Genomic DNA, 17,100 nt, shown 5'->3' on the forward strand with positions numbered 1-17,100 from the left:
ACTAGGAAGAAAGGCAACTCGTGCCTGCCGATGGTACCGGCAACCGCAAGATTGTGCCCTGGCCCGCAGGTCGCCGAGCGGCATTCCGGCATCCGGCCGCGATAGGGTTTCGGCATGGGTTATCCGGAGGAGGCATTGGCGCCCGAAGAGGTGCTGCTGCTGCACCGCCATCCGCACTGGAAGATGTTGTTCTGGCCCGCCGTGACTTTCATCCTGATCACCGCGTTGGCCGGATTCGCCGCGGGGGTGACGGCGCGCAATACCGGCGGCACCCTCCAGACCGGTTTGCTGCTCGGCATTCTGGCGCTGTGGCTGGGGATCGTGGTGTGGCGCAGCGTCGCTCCGCTGATCCGGTGGAAGTCGACGCATTTCATCGTGACCGATCGGCGGGTGCTGATCCGGCAGGGCGTGCTCACCCACACCGGCATCGACATTCCGATGAACCGGATCTCGAATGTGCAGTTCCGCCATGGGTTGTTCGATCGCATGCTGGGTACCGGCACGCTGATCATCGGTTCGTCGTCGGAGGATCCGCTGGAGTACGACGACATTCCGCATGTGCAGCAGGTGCACGCGCTGCTCTATCGCCAGGTCTTCGATGTGGTGCAGAACAATCCGAACGGTGGCGGCTTCTACGGATCCGCCGGGGCGTACCCGTAGTCTGGTGCCGTGACCGCAGTACTGCTGGCCGAAGACGACGAGGCCATCGCCGCCCCGCTGTCGCGGGCGCTGGGCCGTGAAGGCTATTCGGTGACGGTGGAGAGCTACGGTCCCGCCGTGCTCGAACGGGCCCTCGAGGGTGGTCACGACCTGCTGATCCTGGACCTCGGCCTGCCCGGTATGGACGGGCTCGAGGTGTGCCGTCAGGTGCGGGCGCGCGGCGCCGAGCTGGCCGTGCTCATGCTCACCGCACGCACCGACGAGGTGGACTTCGTGGTCGGCCTGGACGCCGGCGCGGACGACTATGTGGGCAAGCCGTTCCGGCTGGCCGAGCTGCTGGCCCGGGTGCGGGCGTTGTTGCGCCGCAGCGGAATCGGGGACGAGGCCGTGGAGGTGGGCGGCATCCGGCTGGAGCCGGCCGCGCGGCGGGTGCTGGTGAACGGCATCGAGGTGAACCTGGCGAACAAGGAGTACGAGCTGCTGAAGGTGCTCATCGACCGGGCCGGGCAGGTGGTCTCGCGTGAGATGATCCTGCGCGAGGTGTGGGGTGACGCCGATCTGCGCGGCTCCAAGACCCTGGACATGCACATGTCGTGGCTGCGCCGCAAGATCGGCGACGAGGGGCCGGTGGCCGAGCGGCGTATCGTGACCGTCCGCGGCGTAGGCTTCCGGTTCAATACCGACTAGCCGCTCAGATCGAAATCCTTCTGTTGTGCTGTTCCGCGCGCGTCCGAACCCCGAAAACCCGGCGAAGCGAGGCATCTCGACGATGAGACGCAGGATCCTGCTGTCCATGGTGGCCGCCTTGACTCTCACCACTCTGGTTCTCGGTGTGCCGCTGGCGTTCACGGCCTGGAAGTGGGTCGAGGACATCAACCGCAATGAACTGCGCAACCGGCTCAACGGCATCTCCGAGGAGGTGACGCGGCAGGAGCGCGACGGCGTGGTGTACGGCGAGCTGGACACCAAGGCGGTGCGGCTGCTGATTCCCGCCAACGGCAAGCTGACCATCATCTATCCGACGCCGACCGAGCCCAACAAGAAGGTCGACATCGGCGCGAACACGGTGCGCGATCCGCTGTCGGAGTCCTGGTCGATGGGCACCGACGGCTCGCTGCGGCTGGAAGTGCCCTCGGCCCCAATGCATTCCATGCAGCGGCAGGCGCTCGGCGCGGTGCTGGGCCTGGTGCTCATCTCGCTGGGTGCGGGCATCGCGGTGGCGGTGGTGACCGCGCGCCGGGTGGCCGACCCGCTGCGGGACGTGGCGGCCCGCGCGGCGCGGCTGGCCATGGGCGACTTCCGCGCCGATCCGCGCCGCCACGGCATCACCGAACTGGACCGGGTGTCCGACGTCCTGGATTCGGCCACAGTGGAAATCGCGGGCCGGCTGCAGCGCGAGCACGCCCTGGTCGCCGATGTCTCGCATCAGCTGCGCAGCCGGCTCACCGCCGTGCGCCTGCGCCTGGACGAGCTGTCCGCGCACGCCGACCCGGCGGTGGTGCACGAGGCGGAAGAGGCCATGGCACAGGTGGATCGGCTCACCGACGCCATCGACGAACTGGTCCGCGCTTCTCGCGACGAAGGTGCGGCCGAACGCGATCCGCTGCCGGTGGTGGCCGAATTGCGCAGTGTCGTCGCGGAATGGCGGCATCCCTTCGCCGAGGCCGGGCGCAAGCTGGTGTTGCTCGGCGACCCGACTCTCAAAGCGCCCGTGACCGGTTCACGCCTGCGCGAGGCGCTCGCGGTGCTGGTCGACAATGCGCTCATGCACGGCGGCGGCACCTGCACGGTGTCGGTGCGCACGGTGACGGGCCGCATGGACGACCGCGAGCCGCTGGTGGTCGTCGAGGTCGCCGACGAGGGCGACGGCGTGCGAGATGAGCTGGCGCCGCATATCTTCGACCGCGGCTTCTCGGCGGCGGGCTCCACCGGCGTCGGGCTGGCCCTGGCCCGCGCGCTGATCGAAGCCGACGGCGGGCGACTGGAACTCCAGCGTCGCCGCCCCGCCCTGTTCGCCGTGTTCCTCGGCTCCTCGGGGGTGGCGTCGCGGCCCATCGCAGTCGGCACCGAGCCGCGCTGATCTTCTATCCGTTCTCTAACCGTTCGTTAGCCGGTCCTGAGAATCCGCTTCCTACCTTCGGATTCGTCAACCGGAACCGGCGCACGATCGCCGGTGAGAGAACAGGAGACGCCATGCCGACCTTCACCGTCCGTCGCACCATGACCGCCGCGGTCCTCGGGACCGCCGCCCTCGGGGCGCTGGTACTGCCCGCGGTGGCACAGGCCGCGACGCCGGATTCGATTGCGGGACTGGCGGATACGGGAAGCAACGAGCCCGTCGCGCCGGCCGCCCCCATCGGTCCGGGCGTGCTGATCATCAAGGATCGCGACGGCAATGTGACTGTGCGCCAGGCCGAGCCGGGTGTGCCGCCCGGCCCGGACGCCGTGCCGGCCCTCCCGTTGCAGCCGGGCCTGCCGGCGCCCGGCGTGGTGACCGTGCGGCCGGGCGATCCGGGCGTGGCGATCCCGCCCGGCAAACCGTCGCAGACCATCGTGGTGAACCCGGGTCGCTGAGGCTCCGCTCTCAGCTCGCGTCAGTATCGTCTGATCTTGTGACGGGTCCCCGGATTCTGATTGTGGACGACGATGTCAGGGTGCTGTCCTCGGTGGCGCGGGGGCTCCGGATGTCGGGTTTCGACGTCGAAACCGCGGCAGACGGGGCCGCCGCGCTCCGCCAGATCGCCGCGTATGCCCCGCAGGCCATGCTGCTCGACCTGAACATGCCGAATCTGGATGGCGTACAGGTCGTCACGGCACTGCGCTCGCTGGGCAACGACATCCCGATCTGCGTGCTCAGCGCCCGCGCGGAGGTCACCGATCGCATCGACGCCCTGGAGGCCGGGGCCGACGACTACCTCACCAAGCCCTTCGACCTGGGCGAACTGGTGGCCCGGCTGCGCGCCATGCTGCGCCGCGCGCCCGCCCCGGCCCACGTCACCGACGATCACATCACCGTGGGCCCGCTGACCATCGCACCCGGCGCGCGGCGCGCATGGGTCGACGGCACGCCCCTCGACCTCACCAAACGCGAATTCGATCTGCTCGCCGCGCTGGCCGCGGCGCCGGGGCAGGTCTTCTCCCGCGCCCAGCTCCTCGACCGGGTCTGGGGCTACGACTTCGAAACCCAGACCAAGGTGGTCGATGTGTTCGTCTCCTACCTCCGCCGCAAGATCGAGGCCGCCGGATCCCCACGGCTCGTGCACACCGTGCGCGGCGTCGGCTTCGTCCTGCGGACCGAGCCGTGACCAGGCTGCCGCGACGGCCGGTGTCGCTGCGCGCCCGGGTCGCGCTGGCGAGTGCCGCGACGGCCGCGGTGGTGGTCGCCGCCATGTCGGTGGTGTTGTTCGCGTTCGCGCCGAACGACGCGGCGAATCAGGTCGGCCGGGTGGTCAGCGCGATCGCGCTCGCCCCCGCCCAGCTGCAACCCGGCCGGTCGCTGCCGGAACCCGTGCTGCCGAGTCTCCCAGTGCCCGGCGGCACGGCTGCTCCCGAGCCGGGCCTGCCCGCCGTCACGAAACCCGGGGTGCTCATCGTGCGCGGCGAGCCGGGCAGTCCGGAGCCGGAGTACTCGCGCACGGTGGCGCTCGACGGCCATCCGGTGGCGGTGACCGTGCCGACCGATGTGGCTTCGGATTCGGCTGCGCAGCAGCGGATCCGGATCGTGCTCATCGGACTGGCCGCGGTGCTGCTGGCGGCGCTGCTGGGCTGGTATTTCGCGCATCGGGCGGTGGTCCCGCTGCGGCGGCTGACCGCGGCGACGGCCGGGCTGGGAGAGGGGCTGGCCCTGCAGACCCCGCGTCATCCGGTGGCCAGCGAGACGACGGAATTGGCCGAGGCCATGAACACCCTGCTGGGGCGCATCGCGACCGAGCGCCGGCACACCGGCGAAGCACTGGTCACGGCACGCGATTTCGCCGCCACCGCCGCGCACGAGCTGCGCACGCCCCTGACGGCCATGCGCACCGACCTGCAGGTGCTGCGGTCCATGCCGCTGTCGGATGCCGAACGCGCGGAGATCCTCGACGAGATCCTGAGTGCGCAGAGTTCGGTCGAGGCCACCCTGCAGGCCCTGGAACGGCTGGCGGTGGGCGATCTGGCCACCGAATCCGATCGGGAGGATCTGGAGCTCGGACAGCTCATCGATCAGGTGGTGGATGACGCCCGGCGCTCGAATCCCGGCGTGCTCATCGACACCGAGGCGGTGGAGCCCATCGTGCTGCGCGGGCTGGCCGCGGGGCTGCGTTCGATCGTCGACAATGCGGTGACCAATGCCGTCCGGCACGGCGGGGCGCGGCGCATCGAGATCGCGACGCGGCGCGACGACGATCACGTCGTCCTCACCGTCGACGACGACGGTCGCGGCATCCCGGCACCTGATCGGGAGCGCGTCTTCGAACGGTTCTACCGGGCGAGCACGACGCCGGGCAGCGGTCTGGGTCTGGCCCTGGTCGCGCAGCAATCCCGCCTGCACGGCGGTACCGCGACCATCGGGGAAAGTCCGGCGGGCGGCGTCCGCCTGACCGTCACCCTCAGCTGTGACCCAGCTGCTCCTCGTTCTCGGTGACGAGATCTTCGGCCTCGTTGACGAGGTCCTCGAATTCGGTTTGCAGTTCCTGCATTTCGTCGGGGAACACCCAGCGCTTCATGGCCCAGAATCGGAATGCCATTTGCAGCAGGTTGCCGATGATGAAGGCGCTGAAGAAGTCGGCGATGTTCTCGACGGTGAAACTCACATTGGGCTGCCGGAGGTCGAACACGTAGCTCGACACCCACAGCGGCAGCGCGGCGAGTCCGACGCCGATTCCGCTGACCAGGAAGAACAACAGCGCTTCGTGGTGCTTCTCGCGCCCACCGCGCTTGTCGAAGGTCCATTCCCGGTTGAGGATGTAGGACACGATGACCGCGATGGTGCCCGACATGATGCGGGCCACGGTCGGCTTGGTGTCCATGATCGTCCATTTCAGGACGTAGAAAATGCCCAGGTCGATGACGAACGTGGTCGCACCGACTATCGCGAACTTGAGTAGTTCGTAATGGCGGTCCGCGAGGGCCCGCAGGGGGGTGGGCAGGCGGTTGACCACTTTGTCGACAAATGACACGGAGCGAGTCTACGTCTCTGATCCATGCGCTGTCCGGCCGGTACAAATCGGGGCAGATACCTGTCATGCGACCCGCGGGTCAGTAGCCGGTGGGTGTCATGACAACATGGTGCAGCGTGAGCGCCCGTTCCTTCGATTCCTCCGCGATGCCCACCGTCACCATGATCGGCGGTGGCCAGCTCGCGCGCATGACCCATCAGGCGGCCATCGCGCTGGGCCAGCGGCTGCGCGTGCTCGCCGAGCGCCCCGACGACCCGGCCGCCCAGGTGACGCCGGACGTGGTCCTCGGCAGCCACGACGATCTGGCCGCGCTGCGCAAGGCCGCCGTCGGCTGCTACGCGCTGACCTTCGACCACGAGCACGTGCCGACCGCGCACCTGGAGGCGCTCATCGCCGAGGGTGTGAACGTGCAGCCGCCGCCGCAGGCGCTGATCTACGCCCAGGACAAGCTCCGGATGCGGCGCAAGCTGGCCGAGCTGGGCGTGCCGATCCCGGCCTACACCGAGGTGACCTCGGTCGCCGACGCGGTGACCTTCGCCGACGAGCACGGCTGGCCGTTCGTGCTCAAGGCGGTACGCGGCGGCTACGACGGCCGCGGCGTATGGATGCCCGCCGACGCCGCCGAGGCCGCCCCGATCATCGAAGACCAGCTGGCCCACGGGGTCTCGCTGATGGCCGAGGCCAAGGTGGATCTGAAGCGGGAGCTGTCGGCCATGGTGGCGCGCTCCCCGTTCGGGCAGGCCGCCACCTGGCCGGTGGTGGAGACCGTGCAGCGCAACGGCCAGTGCGCGGTGGTCATCGCACCCGCGCAGGACCTGAACGAGGCCAGGGCCACCGAGGCCGAGGCGCTCGCCCTGCGCCTGGCCGCCGAGCTCGGCGTGACCGGCGCCATGGCCGTGGAGCTGTTCGAGACCCAGGCCGGCGAGCTGCTGGTCAACGAGCTGGCCATGCGCCCGCACAACTCCGGCCACTGGGGCATGGACGGCGCCTGCACCGGTCAGTTCGAGCAGCACCTGCGTGCGGTCCTGGACTACCCGCTGGGCAGCACCAGGCCGCTGGCCCCGGTCACCGTCATGGCCAATATCCTGGGTGCGCCGCAAGCCCCCGAGATGTCCATGGACGAACGGCTGCACCATCTTTCGGCACGCATCCCCGAGGCCAAGGTGCACCTCTACGGCAAGGGCGAACGCCCCGACCGCAAGATCGGCCACATCAATATCCTCGGCGACGACGTGGCCGAGACCCGGGAGAAAGCCGAGCGGGCGGCGCACTGGATGTCGCACGCGATCTGGACCGACGGATGGGATCCGCACCATGACTGACACCGCACAGGTTGGCCTCATCATGGGGTCGGACTCCGACTGGCCCACCATGGAGGCGGCCGCGGAAGCCCTGGCCGAGTTCGGCATTCGCTTCGAGGTCGGCGTGGTCTCCGCGCACCGCACCCCGCAGCGCATGCTCGACTACGCCAAGAACGCGGCCGACCGCGGCGTCAAGGTGATCATCGCGGGTGCGGGCGGCGCGGCCCACCTGCCCGGCATGGTCGCCTCCGCCACCCCGCTCCCGGTCATCGGCGTGCCGGTGCCGCTGAAGTACCTGGACGGCATGGACTCCCTGCTGTCGATCGTCCAGATGCCCGCCGGCGTCCCGGTCGCCACCGTCTCCATCGGCGGCGCCCGCAATGCCGGCCTGCTCGCGGTCCGCATCCTCGCCACCGCCGACCCCGAATTGCGTTCCCGCATGGAACGTTTCCAGCAGAGCCTGGAAAAGCTGGTCCTGGAGAAGGACGAGGCGCTGCGGACCAAACTGCTGGGCTGACACGTCACCTTTCTCTCGAGCTGACCTCACCGTTCCGCGCGCCGTCGACCGTGGCGTGCGGAACGGCCCGCCCGGGTCGCTACCGTTGGCGGATGCCTACCGACCAGCCCGCACGGCCGCGCGCCGACGCGGATTCGACCCAGCGCCGTCTCACCGTGGTGGATCAGGCGCTACGGCTGTTCGCCGAAAAGGGTTACGAGGCAACGACGGTCGATGAGATCGCGGAGGCGGCGGGGATTTCGCGGCGGACCTTCTTCCGGCAGTTCCGGTCCAAGGAGGACGTGGTCTTCGCCGATCACGAGTCGCAGCTGGCGCAGGCGCGGGCATTCTTGGAGAGCACGCCGCAGGGGGATCCGTGGGATGCCGTGTGCGAGGCCGTGGTCGAGGTGTTCGAGCGGTTCACGCAGTGGCGGGAGATCGCGGCCCGGCGCTACGGGGTGGTGCGGCAGGTGCCGACGCTGCGCGAGCGGGAGATCGTGACGGTCTTCCGGTACGAGCGGTTGTTCACCGACTATCTGCGCGGGCGATTGCACGGGACCGCGGATCTGGAGTTGGTGCAGTTCACGGCCGCGGTGACGGCTACCCACAACTATCTGCTGCGGCGGATGGTCCGGGGTGAGTCGGCGGCGAGCCCGGCGGATCTGCGGGCGGCGCTGGCGGCGATTCCGCGCGGAGGACGCGGGCCCGCGCCGGCCTCGGACGAGATGGTGGTGGCGGTGTTTCCCCGAGATCTCTCGCCACGGCAGGTCGCGGACCTGCTGGCCCGTCGCCTCGATGCGCTGTGAGATGCCCACAGTGGCGCAAATGACACTGCGTGCCACAGATTGGTGAGCGGGTACCCGCACGTAACTGCGATTTCGCGGCGTATACTCGACTTCGATTGGCACTGAGTGCCGCACAAGTTGGCGATGCTGGGCAACCAGCGGCGATCCCCCGAAGACCAGGAGAAGAACCCCATGGCGGGCAACCCCGATTTCAACTTGTTCCAGCTCGAGGACTTCCACCACGAGCTGCGCGAGGCCATCCGCGGCCTGTCCGAGAAGGAGATCGCCCCCTACGCGAAGGACGTGGACGGCAACGCCCGCTTCCCCGAGGAGGCGCTGACCGCCCTCAACGCGGCCGGCTTCAATGCCGTGCACGTGCCGGAGGCCTACGGCGGCCAGGGCGCGGACTCGGTCGCCACCTGCATCGTGATCGAAGAGGTCGCCCGCGTCTGCGGTTCCTCCTCGCTCATCCCGGCCGTCAACAAGCTGGGCACCATGGGCCTGATCCTGAACGGCTCCGAGGAGCTCAAGCACAAGGTGCTGTCCGACATCGTCGCGGGCAAGATGGCCTCCTACGCCCTGTCCGAGCGTGAGGCCGGCTCCGACGCCGCCTCCATGCGCACCCGCGCCAAGGCCGACGGCGACGGCTGGGTCATCAACGGCTCCAAGTGCTGGATCACCAACGGCGGCCGGTCCGACTGGTACACCGTCATGGCCGTCACCGACGCCGACAAGGGCGCCAACGGCATCTCCTCGTTCATGGTCCACAAGGACGACGAGGGCTTCGTGGTCGGCCCGCTGGAGCACAAGCTGGGCATCAAGGGTTCCCCGACCGCCGAGCTGTACTTCGAGAACTGCAAGGTCCCCGGCGACCGCATCGTCGGCGAGCCCGGCACCGGTTTCAAGACCGCTCTGCAGACCCTGGACCACACCCGCCCGACCATCGGCGCGCAGGCCGTCGGCATCGCCCAGGGCGCCCTGGACGCCGCGATCGCCTACACCAAGGACCGCAAGCAGTTCGGCAAGGCCATCGCCGACTTCCAGAACACCCAGTTCATGCTGGCCGACATGGCCATGAAGATCGAGGCCGCCCGCCTCATGGTCTACACCTCGGCCGCCCGCGCCGAGCGTGGCGAGAAGAACCTCGGCTTCATCTCCGCGGCCGCCAAGTGCTTCGCCTCGGACGTGGCCATGGAGGTCACCACCAACGCCGTCCAGCTCTTCGGCGGCGCCGGCTACACCACCGACTTCCCGGTGGAGCGCATGATGCGCGACGCCAAGATCACCCAGATCTACGAGGGCACCAACCAGATCCAGCGCGTCGTCATGTCGCGTCAGATCCTGCGCTGATCGCTTTTCGATCCGGCGGATACGCGGGAGGCGGCTCCGAGCTGGGCTCGGGGCCGCCTCCGTTGCGTTCGGCCCGGATGAGGGAGTGCCGGGCCGGACGTCTGCGAACTACTGCGCGGACAGGCTGCTGAGCAGGCCGCCGATCAGCGGGATGGAGTTCGAGCTGCCGGTTCCGGTGGACGGGGTGCAGCTGGTCCCGGAGGGTGCGGTCTGCACGACGGTGACCGCCAGCGGGCCCTCGGCGGTGGCCGCGACATGGGCCTCGGTGACGAACAGGTTCCAGGAGCCCGTCGCGGTGGCGGACGCGGGCACCGACTGCGACGGCGTCCACTGGAAGGTCACGTCCTGGCCCGAGGTGGAGGCCACGGCGGCGGACCACCAGGTGACGTTGCTGGTGGTGTTGGTGGCTTCCAGCACGAAGTTGTTGTCGCCGTACTGCGAGGCCATGGCCGCGGCGTCGGCCGCGGGGAAGGTGATGGTGTAGGTGGTGCCGGCGCAGTAGGCCGTGGAGGTCGTGATGGCGAGCTGCGCGGAGGCCGCGGGGGCCATCGCGAGGGTGAGCCCGGCCACGGCAGCGGCTCCGGCGATACCGGCGCTCGAACGAGCAAGGACCGACTTCTTCATCGGGTCTGTTTCTCCCCAGTTGTTGTCGAAAACCCCTGTGTCCAGGGGACTTCCGGACCTTAACCGAGTATTGAAACGTTAGTTCTTCACTTAGCCGGGAATCTCCTGTGAATCGGCGAGATTCGACCGCCGCGTGACGCGCGGGCCGCGGACGCGGCGAAATCTGTTCAGTAGCTGAAGGATTGCTCTGGTAATCGGCTCGCCGTCCATGTGCGGCAGGAGGGTTCGCCGGAACTTCTCTTCGCGGCTTCCCCGGGTAAAGCGCGGGTTCGAGGGCTGTTCGGGTGGGGATGCCGGGGGCACTATGGAGCCATGGCCGGAGTCGAAATCAACGACACCTTCGTCCGGCGCACACTGGCCGACGGACGGGTGGAAGAGGTCGCGTGGACGGAACTGGCAGAGGTGCGGATCATTACGGCGGCCGACGGCCCGTTCGCGGGGGACGTGTTCTTCGTATTGATCGGGGCGACCGGTAAGGGGTGTGTGGTGCCCTACTCGGCCGCCGACACCGCGTTCCTGGCCAAGCTGCAATCGCTACCGGGGTTCGACGAGGCGAAGGTGGGGGAGGCGATGGTGGGCAGCGCCGACCGGCATTTCCGGGTCTGGCAGCGTCGGCAGCACCGCGCGAATTAGGCCACCAGGTCGGCGTATTCGGGGTGCTCCCCGATGTACTTCTCGACGTACCAGCAGGTGGGAATGATCGAGAAGCCGTCCGTGCGCGCGTCGTTCAGCGCGAACTCCACCACCTGCGCGGCCACGCCGCGGCCCCGGAACTCGGGAAAGGTGAGGGTGTGCTGGATGTCGCGGACCGTGGTGTCGCCGTCCACCCGCTCCGCGTAGTCGGCGTAGCCCGCGAGAGTGCCGTCCAGGTAGATCTCGTAGCGGGTCGCGTCGGCATTGTGTTCCAGCTTGGTGCTCATGACCGGTGTGAACTCCCTTGTGATGTGGATTGTTCCGGCGAACCGGTCAGAGGACCGCGCCGGGATTGAGTATCCCGTGCGGATCCAGCGCATCCTTGATCCGGCGAGTGAGCGCCATCACATCGGGGCCGAGCTGATCCGGTAACCAGGCCTTCTTGAGCCGGCCGACGCCGTGTTCGCCGGTGATGGTGCCGCCCAGGCCGATGGCCAGGTTCATGATCTCGCCGAACGCGAGGTGCGCGCGCTCGGACTCCTCCGGGTCGGCGGGGTCGTGGACGATGAGGGGATGGGTGTTGCCGTCGCCCGCGTGCGCGATGACGGAGATGAGCACCCGCCGGTGCGCGGCGATCTGGGCGATGCCGGTGACCAGGTCGCCGAGCCGGGGCAGCGGCACGCCCACGTCCTCGAGCAGTAGCGGCCCTTTGCGTTCCACGGCCGGGATGGCGAATCGCCGTGCAGCGCAGAAGGCTTCGCCCTCCTCCGGATCGTCGGTGCGGAAAGCCTCGGTGGCCCCGGCCTTTTCGCAGGCGGCCAGCATGATGTCCGCCTCGTGCCCGGCGTGTTCGCCCGGGGCGTCGGACCGCGCCACCAGCAGCCCCGCCGCGTTCCGGTCGAGTCCCATGCGCAGCTCGTCCTCGACGGCATTGATGGCCACCGAATCCATGAATTCCAGCATGGAGGGCCGCAATTGGCCGGTGATGGCCAGGATCGCGTCGGTCGCCGCGGTGAGCGTGGGGAAGGTGGCGACCACGGTGGATTGCGGCGGCTGCGCGGGCAGCAGCCGCAGGGTCAGCTCGGTGATGATCCCCAGCGTCCCCTCGCTGCCCACGAACAGTTTGGTCAGTGAGAGCCCCGCCGAGTCCTTGAGCCGCGGCCCGCCCAGCCGCACCGCGGTCCCGTCGGCCAGCACGACCTCCATGCCGAGCACGTAATCGGTTGTGACGCCGTACTTCACGCAGCACAGCCCGCCGGCATTGGTGGCCGCGTTCCCGCCGATGGAGCAGATCTCGAAGGAGGACGGGTCCGGCGGGTACCACAGCCCGTGTTCGGCCACGGCCCGCTTGACCTCTGCGTTCAGCAGTCCGGGCTGCACCACCGCGGTCCGCGTCACGGTGTCGACGCTGATCTCCCGCATCTTCTCGGTGCTCAGCACCAGCGCCCCGGGCTGCGCGGTGGCGCCGCCGGACAGTCCGGTGCCGGCCCCGCGCGGCACGATCGGCACCCGATGCTCGGCCGCCCACCGCACAGTGGCCGCGACCTGCTCGGTTGTCAGCGGCCGCACCAGCGCGAGCGCGGTCCCGGCGTCCGGATCCAGCGCCCGATCCTGCCGATAACCGGTCAGCACGTCCGGATCGGTCACCACCATGCCCGTCGGGAGCAGACCGCTCAGTGTGTCGAGATCGATGTCCACACTCAGGAACGTACGGGCTTCCGGCTGATTTGTCCGGAAGCCCGTACGACAAGCGGGAGTTCTCAGTGTGCGGTGGCGGCCTTCGGCAGGGCGAGTGCGGCGGTGAGCACGACGGCCAGCACCGCGGCCCCGCCGAGCGCGGCCATCTCCATGGCGGTCACGTAGCCGCCGGTCCCGTGGTGCGCGCCCAGGGCGCTGAAGAAGATCACCCCGAGAACCGTTGCGCCGATGGCGTTTCCGAACTGCTGCGAGGTGGTCAGCACGCCGGCCGCCATCCCGGCCTGCCGCGCCGGAATCCCCGACGACAGCACGGCCCCGACCACCGACGGAATGGTCAGCCCATTGCCGGTGCCGACGATTATCATGCCGGGGATGAGTGCGAGCACGGTCACGTTCCGGCCCATGATGGCCAGCACGGCCAGGGTCAGCGCCAGCCCGGTGAGGCTGGTGAGCGTCCCCACCACCATGACCCGATTGCCGATCCGGGCGGCGACCCGCGGCGCGAGGAAGAACGAGCTGCTCGCGAAGCACAGTCCCAGCGGCGCGAAGGCCAGGCCGGCGGTGAGCGGTGAGAGCCCGAGCCCGTTCTGCAGCATGAGCGTCAGGCACAGCATGAATCCGGCGAAGAAGGTCAGGTAGCCGCCCGCGATCACCAGTCCGAGGCTGAACCCGCGTTCACGCACCATGCCGGTGTCGAGGACGGGTTCGCCGCCGCGCGTGGCCAGCCGGTTCTCGTAGCGCAGGGTGAGCAGCAGCACCGGGATCGAGGCGAGCATGCTGACCCAGGTCCACACCGGCCAGCCCTCGGGACGCCCCAGTGTGATGGGGACCAGCAGCAGTGCCAGCGCGGCCGAGATGCCCAGCGCGCCGATCGGGTCCAGTTTCGGCCGGTGGGTCGGCTCTTGCTGGGGCAGCCAGCGCGCGGCCAGGGCTGCGGCGATCAGCCCGATGGGCACATTGATGTAGAAGATGGTGCGCCAGCCCCACCCGAACAGGTCGGCGTCGAGCAGCACCCCGCCCAGCACCTGACCCGATACCGCGCCGATGCCGATGGTGGCGCCGAAAGCGGCCATGGCCCTGGGCCGTTCGTGCGGCGGGAAGAGCGTATTGATGAGCGCGAGCATCTGCGGCACCATGAGCGCCGCGGTGCCGCCCTGCAGAATGCGGAAGGCGACCAGCGCCCAGGCATTGGGCGCGAGCCCGCACAGCAGTGAGGCGAAGGTGAAGGCGAGCATGCCGATCACGAACAGCCGCCGGTGTCCGTGCAGGTCGCCGAGCCGGCCGCCGGTGATCAGGCCCGAGGCGTAGGCGAAGCCGTAGCCGCCGACGATGAGTTCCAGCGCCGATTCACCGGCGTGCAGGTCGTGTTCCAGCGAGGAGGCGGCGACATTGACGACGAACCAGTCGAACATCGCCATGAACATGGCACTGAGGATGACGGGCAGCGCGCGCCAGCGGGCGGCGAACTCGAGGGGGCCGGTCGCGACGGGAGCCGTTGCGGCAAGCCGGTTTTCGAGGGTGGTCACGTCGTTCTCCCGAGCGTGAAGGGGGAATGGGGGTGGCGGGCGCGCCATTGCGCCGGAAACTCGAGTCTTGTAACTAACCGGTTGGTTAGAGATATTCCACGGGGGATCCCCGGTTTGTCAACCAGTTGGTTGGTTACCATCGAGGGCATGGCAGGCACCAGGGATCCCGAGGCCACGAAGGCACGCATCTTCGAGGCCGCGACCGCGGAATTCGCGCAGTACGGGATCGCCGGGGCGCGGGTGGACCGCATCGCGCGCAATGCCAAGGCCAACAAACAGCTCATCTACGCCTACTTCGGCGACAAGGAGAAGCTCTTCCATCAGGTGCTGGAGAAGACCATGCTGGCCGTGGCCGGCTCGGTGACCACCGATATCGAGGACCTCGACACCTGGATCGACCAGCACATCGACTACCACCGCGAACATCCCGAACTGCTGCGCCTGCTGCAGTGGGAGGCCCTGGAACTGGGCCGGGAGCACGCCTCGGCGGGCGAATTGCGCTGCGGCCGTTACCTGGAGAAGCGCGAGAAGGTCGAGGTGGCGCAGGGCAAGGGCCTGATGCGCGCGGACATGCCGTCCGGTCAGGTGCTGATGCTGCTCATGTCGATGATCAACTATCCGCTGGCCGTTCCGCAGGTCAACGCCTTCACCTTCGGCGTGGACGCCGATCCGGAGGAGCAGCGCGCCTGGATCAAGGACGCCATCCGCCGCATCGTCGCGCCTGAGACCGCGGCGTCGGCCGTCGGGCCGGACGCGGGCACCGGGGCGTAACCGCTCGTACTCGCGCAGTACACTGCCGCGGTGTCCGATGCCAAGCTAGAGATCCAAATGCTGCACGACCGCGTCATGGTCAAGCTCAACCCCGAGGCGGGCGAGCGGCGCAGCAGCGGCGGCATTCTCATCCCGGCCACCGCGCAGGTGGCCAAGCGCCTGTCGTGGGGCGAGGTCTGCGGCGTGGGTTCCCATGTCCGCGCGGTGAGCGTCGGCGACCAGGTGCTGTTCAGCGCCGACGATCAGTTCGAGGTGGAGATCCAGGCGCAGGCGTATTACGTGCTGCGCGAACGCGATCTGCACGCCGTCGCCAACTCCCACCCCGAGCACGGCACCGGCCTCTACCTGTAGTCGATCGAATATCAACGGCCCGCGTTCTTTTCGAGAACGCGGGCCGTTGTCGTACCGATGTGTCAGACCGTCTTGATGATGCCGCCGTCGATCACATAGTCCGCGCCGGTGATGATGGCGGCCTGCTCGGAGGCCAGGAAGGTCACCAGCGCCGCCACCTCCTTCGCTTCGGCGATGCGGCCGGCGGTGATATTGAACTGCGCCGGAATGGCGTTCAGGAACTGCTCGTGGTCCATGCCGTTGGCCGCGGCCAGCTTCGCGCCGAGGTGGTCGGGGCTGCGCCAGATGTCGGTGCCGACCGGCCCGGGCGACACCGTGTTGACGCGGACGCCCTGCGGACCGAACTCCTCGCTGAGCCGCTTCCCGAGGTTGGTGAGCGCGGCCTTGGCCTCGCTGTAGCCGGCCGGGCCGGCCGCCGGAATCCGGGCATTGATCGAGGACACGGTCACGATCGCGCCGCGCCGCTCGATGATGCTCGGCAATGCCGCGCGGGTGGTGGTCACGACGCCGAACAGGTTGAGGTCGAACAGCTTTCGCCACTGCTCGTCCGGGACGTCCAGAAACCCGCCCAGGGTCAGCTGGTCGGCGTCGCCGCCGCCCACATTGTTGACCAGGATATCGATGCCGCCGAGCTCCGACAGCGCCGCCTCGACCGCGGCCAGCGCGCCCTCGGTGGTGCTCAGATCGGCGGAAACCGCTGCTGCCGCGACCTTTTCGAGCTCCGGGGTGACATTGCGGGCCACGCCCACGACGCGCACGCCCTCATCGGCCAGCGCTTCGGCGACGGCCAGTCCGATGCCCCGGCTGGCGCCGGTTACGAGGGCGGTCTTGCCGTTCAGTCCGAGATCCATGATTCGTACCTTTCTTGAACTGTAGGTCAAAAACTGGGGTAAAGGAAAGGGCCGCCGGATGCGGCCCGTGAGTCGGTCAGAGGGTGGTCAGTGCGGTGTCGATAATGCGGTACAGCGTCTCCGCGTCCGCGATCTTGGCCATGATGCGAAGGCCGCCAATGGTATTCATCAAGAACTCGCTGTAGGCCAGGGCGTCGAGCTGCGTCGGGACATCGCCGTCGCGCTGCCCCTGCTCGATGCGCTCGGTGAACGCCTCGACCAGGTGTGCGTGTGCGGCCGTCACCGCCTTGGTCGCTTCGGCGTCATGCCCGCCGAGCTCCATGGCGGTATTCACCACCAGGCATCCCCGGCGGACCGGCTGCGCGAGATCGTTGTCGACGGTCCACCGCATCCAGGCGCGAAGTCGTTCGCGGGTCGTCCCCGGCTGTGACAAGACCTCCCGGGCCAGTTCCGCCCCGGTCCGGTCGTACAGCGCCAGGCACTGGTCGAACAACTCCCGCTTGCTTCCGAAGGTGTTGTACAGGCTGCCTTTTCCGACTCCGCAGGCTTCCGCGAGCTGGGCGGGAGAGGTGTTCGCATAGCCGTGGGTCCAGAACGTCTCCATTGCGCGTTCCACCACGGCGTCTTCGTCGAAGCTCCGTGGTCGGCCCATGAATGCAAAAGTACCCCGTTCTAGACCTGGAGGTCAAGAACGGGGTACTTCACGAAACCGCTACAGCGCCTTCAGTTCCTCGGTGACCGCACCGACGGACTTCTTGGCGTCGCCGAACAGCATCGAGGTGTGGTCGGCGTAGAACAGCGGGTTGTCGATGCCGGCGAAGCCGGAGTTCATCGACCGCTTGAGCACGATCACGCTCTTGGCCTGGTCGACGTTGAGCACCGGCATGCCGTAGAT

At 68.5% G+C, this 17,100-nt stretch carries 21 protein-coding genes; 13 read left to right on the plus strand and 8 right to left on the minus strand.

The window, feature by feature from the left end:
* Positions 1 to 114: 114 nt before the first annotated feature.
* From ACFXIV_RS36330 to ACFXIV_RS36355, 6 genes are all read left to right on the plus strand, one after another.
* Complete coding sequence (locus tag ACFXIV_RS36330) at positions 115 to 660, plus strand: PH domain-containing protein (protein ID WP_379394933.1); 546 nt, start codon at positions 115 to 117, stop codon at positions 658 to 660.
* A 9-nt stretch (positions 661 to 669) separates the two neighbouring features.
* Entirely contained in the window at positions 670 to 1,347 is a 678-nt protein-coding gene (locus ACFXIV_RS36335) for a response regulator transcription factor (protein WP_354830111.1), read from the plus strand.
* Positions 1,348 to 1,429: 82 nt separating this feature from the next.
* Positions 1,430 to 2,740, plus strand: a complete 1,311-nt coding sequence (locus tag ACFXIV_RS36340; RefSeq protein WP_379394935.1) for a sensor histidine kinase — start codon at positions 1,430 to 1,432, stop codon at positions 2,738 to 2,740.
* A gap of 113 nt (positions 2,741 to 2,853) precedes the next feature.
* On the plus strand, positions 2,854 to 3,234 hold the full coding sequence (locus ACFXIV_RS36345) for a hypothetical protein (RefSeq protein WP_379394937.1): 381 nt from the start codon (positions 2,854 to 2,856) through the stop codon (positions 3,232 to 3,234).
* A 38-nt stretch (positions 3,235 to 3,272) separates the two neighbouring features.
* Positions 3,273 to 3,965, plus strand: a complete 693-nt coding sequence (locus tag ACFXIV_RS36350) for a response regulator transcription factor (protein WP_364623412.1) — start codon at positions 3,273 to 3,275, stop codon at positions 3,963 to 3,965.
* Positions 3,962 to 5,284 carry an ATP-binding protein gene (locus ACFXIV_RS36355; protein ID WP_379394939.1) on the plus strand — a complete coding sequence of 441 codons (1,323 nt, stop codon included), beginning with the start codon at positions 3,962 to 3,964 and terminating at the stop codon, positions 5,282 to 5,284. Before ACFXIV_RS36350 ends, ACFXIV_RS36355 begins: the two co-directional genes overlap by 4 nt.
* Here the strand turns inward: ACFXIV_RS36355 and ACFXIV_RS36360 are convergent.
* Positions 5,250 to 5,819, minus strand: coding sequence for a GtrA family protein (locus tag ACFXIV_RS36360; RefSeq protein WP_364623406.1), 570 nt, complete (start codon positions 5,817 to 5,819; stop codon positions 5,250 to 5,252). The two genes, ACFXIV_RS36355 and ACFXIV_RS36360, sit on opposite strands and share 35 nt — an antisense overlap.
* Positions 5,820 to 5,917: 98 nt before the next feature.
* On the opposite strand from ACFXIV_RS36360, the gene ACFXIV_RS36365 reads away from it, so the two are divergent.
* The 4 genes from ACFXIV_RS36365 (at position 5,918) to ACFXIV_RS36380 (ending at position 9,751) form a co-directional block, all read left to right on the plus strand.
* A complete protein-coding gene (locus ACFXIV_RS36365) occupies positions 5,918 to 7,141 on the plus strand; it encodes a 5-(carboxyamino)imidazole ribonucleotide synthase (RefSeq protein WP_379394941.1) in 1,224 nt (407 codons plus the stop codon).
* Positions 7,134 to 7,637, plus strand: coding sequence for a 5-(carboxyamino)imidazole ribonucleotide mutase (gene purE / locus ACFXIV_RS36370; protein WP_379394943.1), 504 nt, complete (start codon positions 7,134 to 7,136; stop codon positions 7,635 to 7,637). The genes ACFXIV_RS36365 and purE overlap by 8 nt, the downstream gene beginning before the upstream one ends.
* A gap of 92 nt (positions 7,638 to 7,729) precedes the next feature.
* Positions 7,730 to 8,422 carry a TetR family transcriptional regulator gene (locus tag ACFXIV_RS36375; protein ID WP_379394945.1) on the plus strand — a complete coding sequence of 231 codons (693 nt, stop codon included), beginning with the start codon at positions 7,730 to 7,732 and terminating at the stop codon, positions 8,420 to 8,422.
* Between the two features lie 171 nt (positions 8,423 to 8,593).
* The gene (locus ACFXIV_RS36380) at positions 8,594 to 9,751 is read left to right on the plus strand and encodes an acyl-CoA dehydrogenase (protein ID WP_379394978.1); all 1,158 of its coding nucleotides are present in this window, start codon (positions 8,594 to 8,596) and stop codon (positions 9,749 to 9,751) included.
* Between the two features lie 108 nt (positions 9,752 to 9,859).
* On the opposite strand, the gene ACFXIV_RS36385 is transcribed toward ACFXIV_RS36380, so the two are convergent.
* A complete protein-coding gene (locus ACFXIV_RS36385; protein ID WP_379382003.1) occupies positions 9,860 to 10,375 on the minus strand; it encodes a hypothetical protein in 516 nt (171 codons plus the stop codon).
* A 312-nt stretch (positions 10,376 to 10,687) separates the two neighbouring features.
* Here ACFXIV_RS36385 and ACFXIV_RS36390 point away from each other — a divergent pair, with 312 nt between their 5' ends.
* Positions 10,688 to 11,008: a hypothetical protein gene (locus ACFXIV_RS36390; RefSeq protein ID WP_379394947.1), complete on the plus strand. Its 321-nt coding sequence runs from the start codon at positions 10,688 to 10,690 to the stop codon at positions 11,006 to 11,008.
* Here ACFXIV_RS36390 and ACFXIV_RS36395 read toward each other — a convergent pair.
* The 3 genes from ACFXIV_RS36395 to ACFXIV_RS36405 form a co-directional block, all read right to left on the minus strand.
* Complete coding sequence (locus ACFXIV_RS36395; protein WP_379394948.1) at positions 11,005 to 11,295, minus strand: GNAT family N-acetyltransferase; 291 nt, start codon at positions 11,293 to 11,295, stop codon at positions 11,005 to 11,007. The genes ACFXIV_RS36390 and ACFXIV_RS36395 overlap by 4 nt on opposite strands.
* A 46-nt stretch (positions 11,296 to 11,341) precedes the next feature.
* Complete coding sequence (locus tag ACFXIV_RS36400) at positions 11,342 to 12,661, minus strand: FAD-binding oxidoreductase (protein ID WP_379394980.1); 1,320 nt, start codon at positions 12,659 to 12,661, stop codon at positions 11,342 to 11,344.
* 107 nt (positions 12,662 to 12,768) lie between these two features.
* Positions 12,769 to 14,232, minus strand: coding sequence for an MFS transporter (locus ACFXIV_RS36405; RefSeq protein WP_379394950.1), 1,464 nt, complete (start codon positions 14,230 to 14,232; stop codon positions 12,769 to 12,771).
* 147 nt (positions 14,233 to 14,379) lie between these two features.
* On the opposite strand from ACFXIV_RS36405, the gene ACFXIV_RS36410 reads away from it, so the two are divergent.
* Entirely contained in the window at positions 14,380 to 15,003 is a 624-nt protein-coding gene (locus tag ACFXIV_RS36410) for a TetR family transcriptional regulator (RefSeq protein WP_379394952.1), read from the plus strand.
* A gap of 30 nt (positions 15,004 to 15,033) precedes the next feature.
* Positions 15,034 to 15,354 (plus strand): co-chaperone GroES, encoded by a 321-nt coding sequence (locus ACFXIV_RS36415; protein ID WP_328601883.1) that lies wholly within the window; start codon positions 15,034 to 15,036, stop codon positions 15,352 to 15,354.
* Between the two features lie 62 nt (positions 15,355 to 15,416).
* Here ACFXIV_RS36415 and ACFXIV_RS36420 read toward each other — a convergent pair whose 3' ends face one another.
* From ACFXIV_RS36420 to ACFXIV_RS36430, 3 genes are all read right to left on the minus strand, one after another.
* A complete protein-coding gene (locus ACFXIV_RS36420; RefSeq protein ID WP_379394954.1) occupies positions 15,417 to 16,205 on the minus strand; it encodes an oxidoreductase in 789 nt (262 codons plus the stop codon).
* A 76-nt stretch (positions 16,206 to 16,281) separates the two neighbouring features.
* The gene (locus ACFXIV_RS36425; protein WP_379394956.1) at positions 16,282 to 16,857 is read right to left on the minus strand and encodes a TetR/AcrR family transcriptional regulator; all 576 of its coding nucleotides are present in this window, start codon (positions 16,855 to 16,857) and stop codon (positions 16,282 to 16,284) included.
* Positions 16,858 to 16,917: 60 nt separating this feature from the next.
* Positions 16,918 to 17,100: NAD(P)(+) transhydrogenase (Re/Si-specific) subunit beta (locus tag ACFXIV_RS36430; protein WP_379394958.1), on the minus strand; the 183-nt coding region annotated here is incomplete at its 5' end.

The organism is Nocardia sp. NPDC059236, from assembly GCF_042754085.1.
In the GTDB taxonomy this organism is placed as follows: Bacteria; Actinomycetota; Actinomycetes; order Mycobacteriales; family Mycobacteriaceae; genus Nocardia.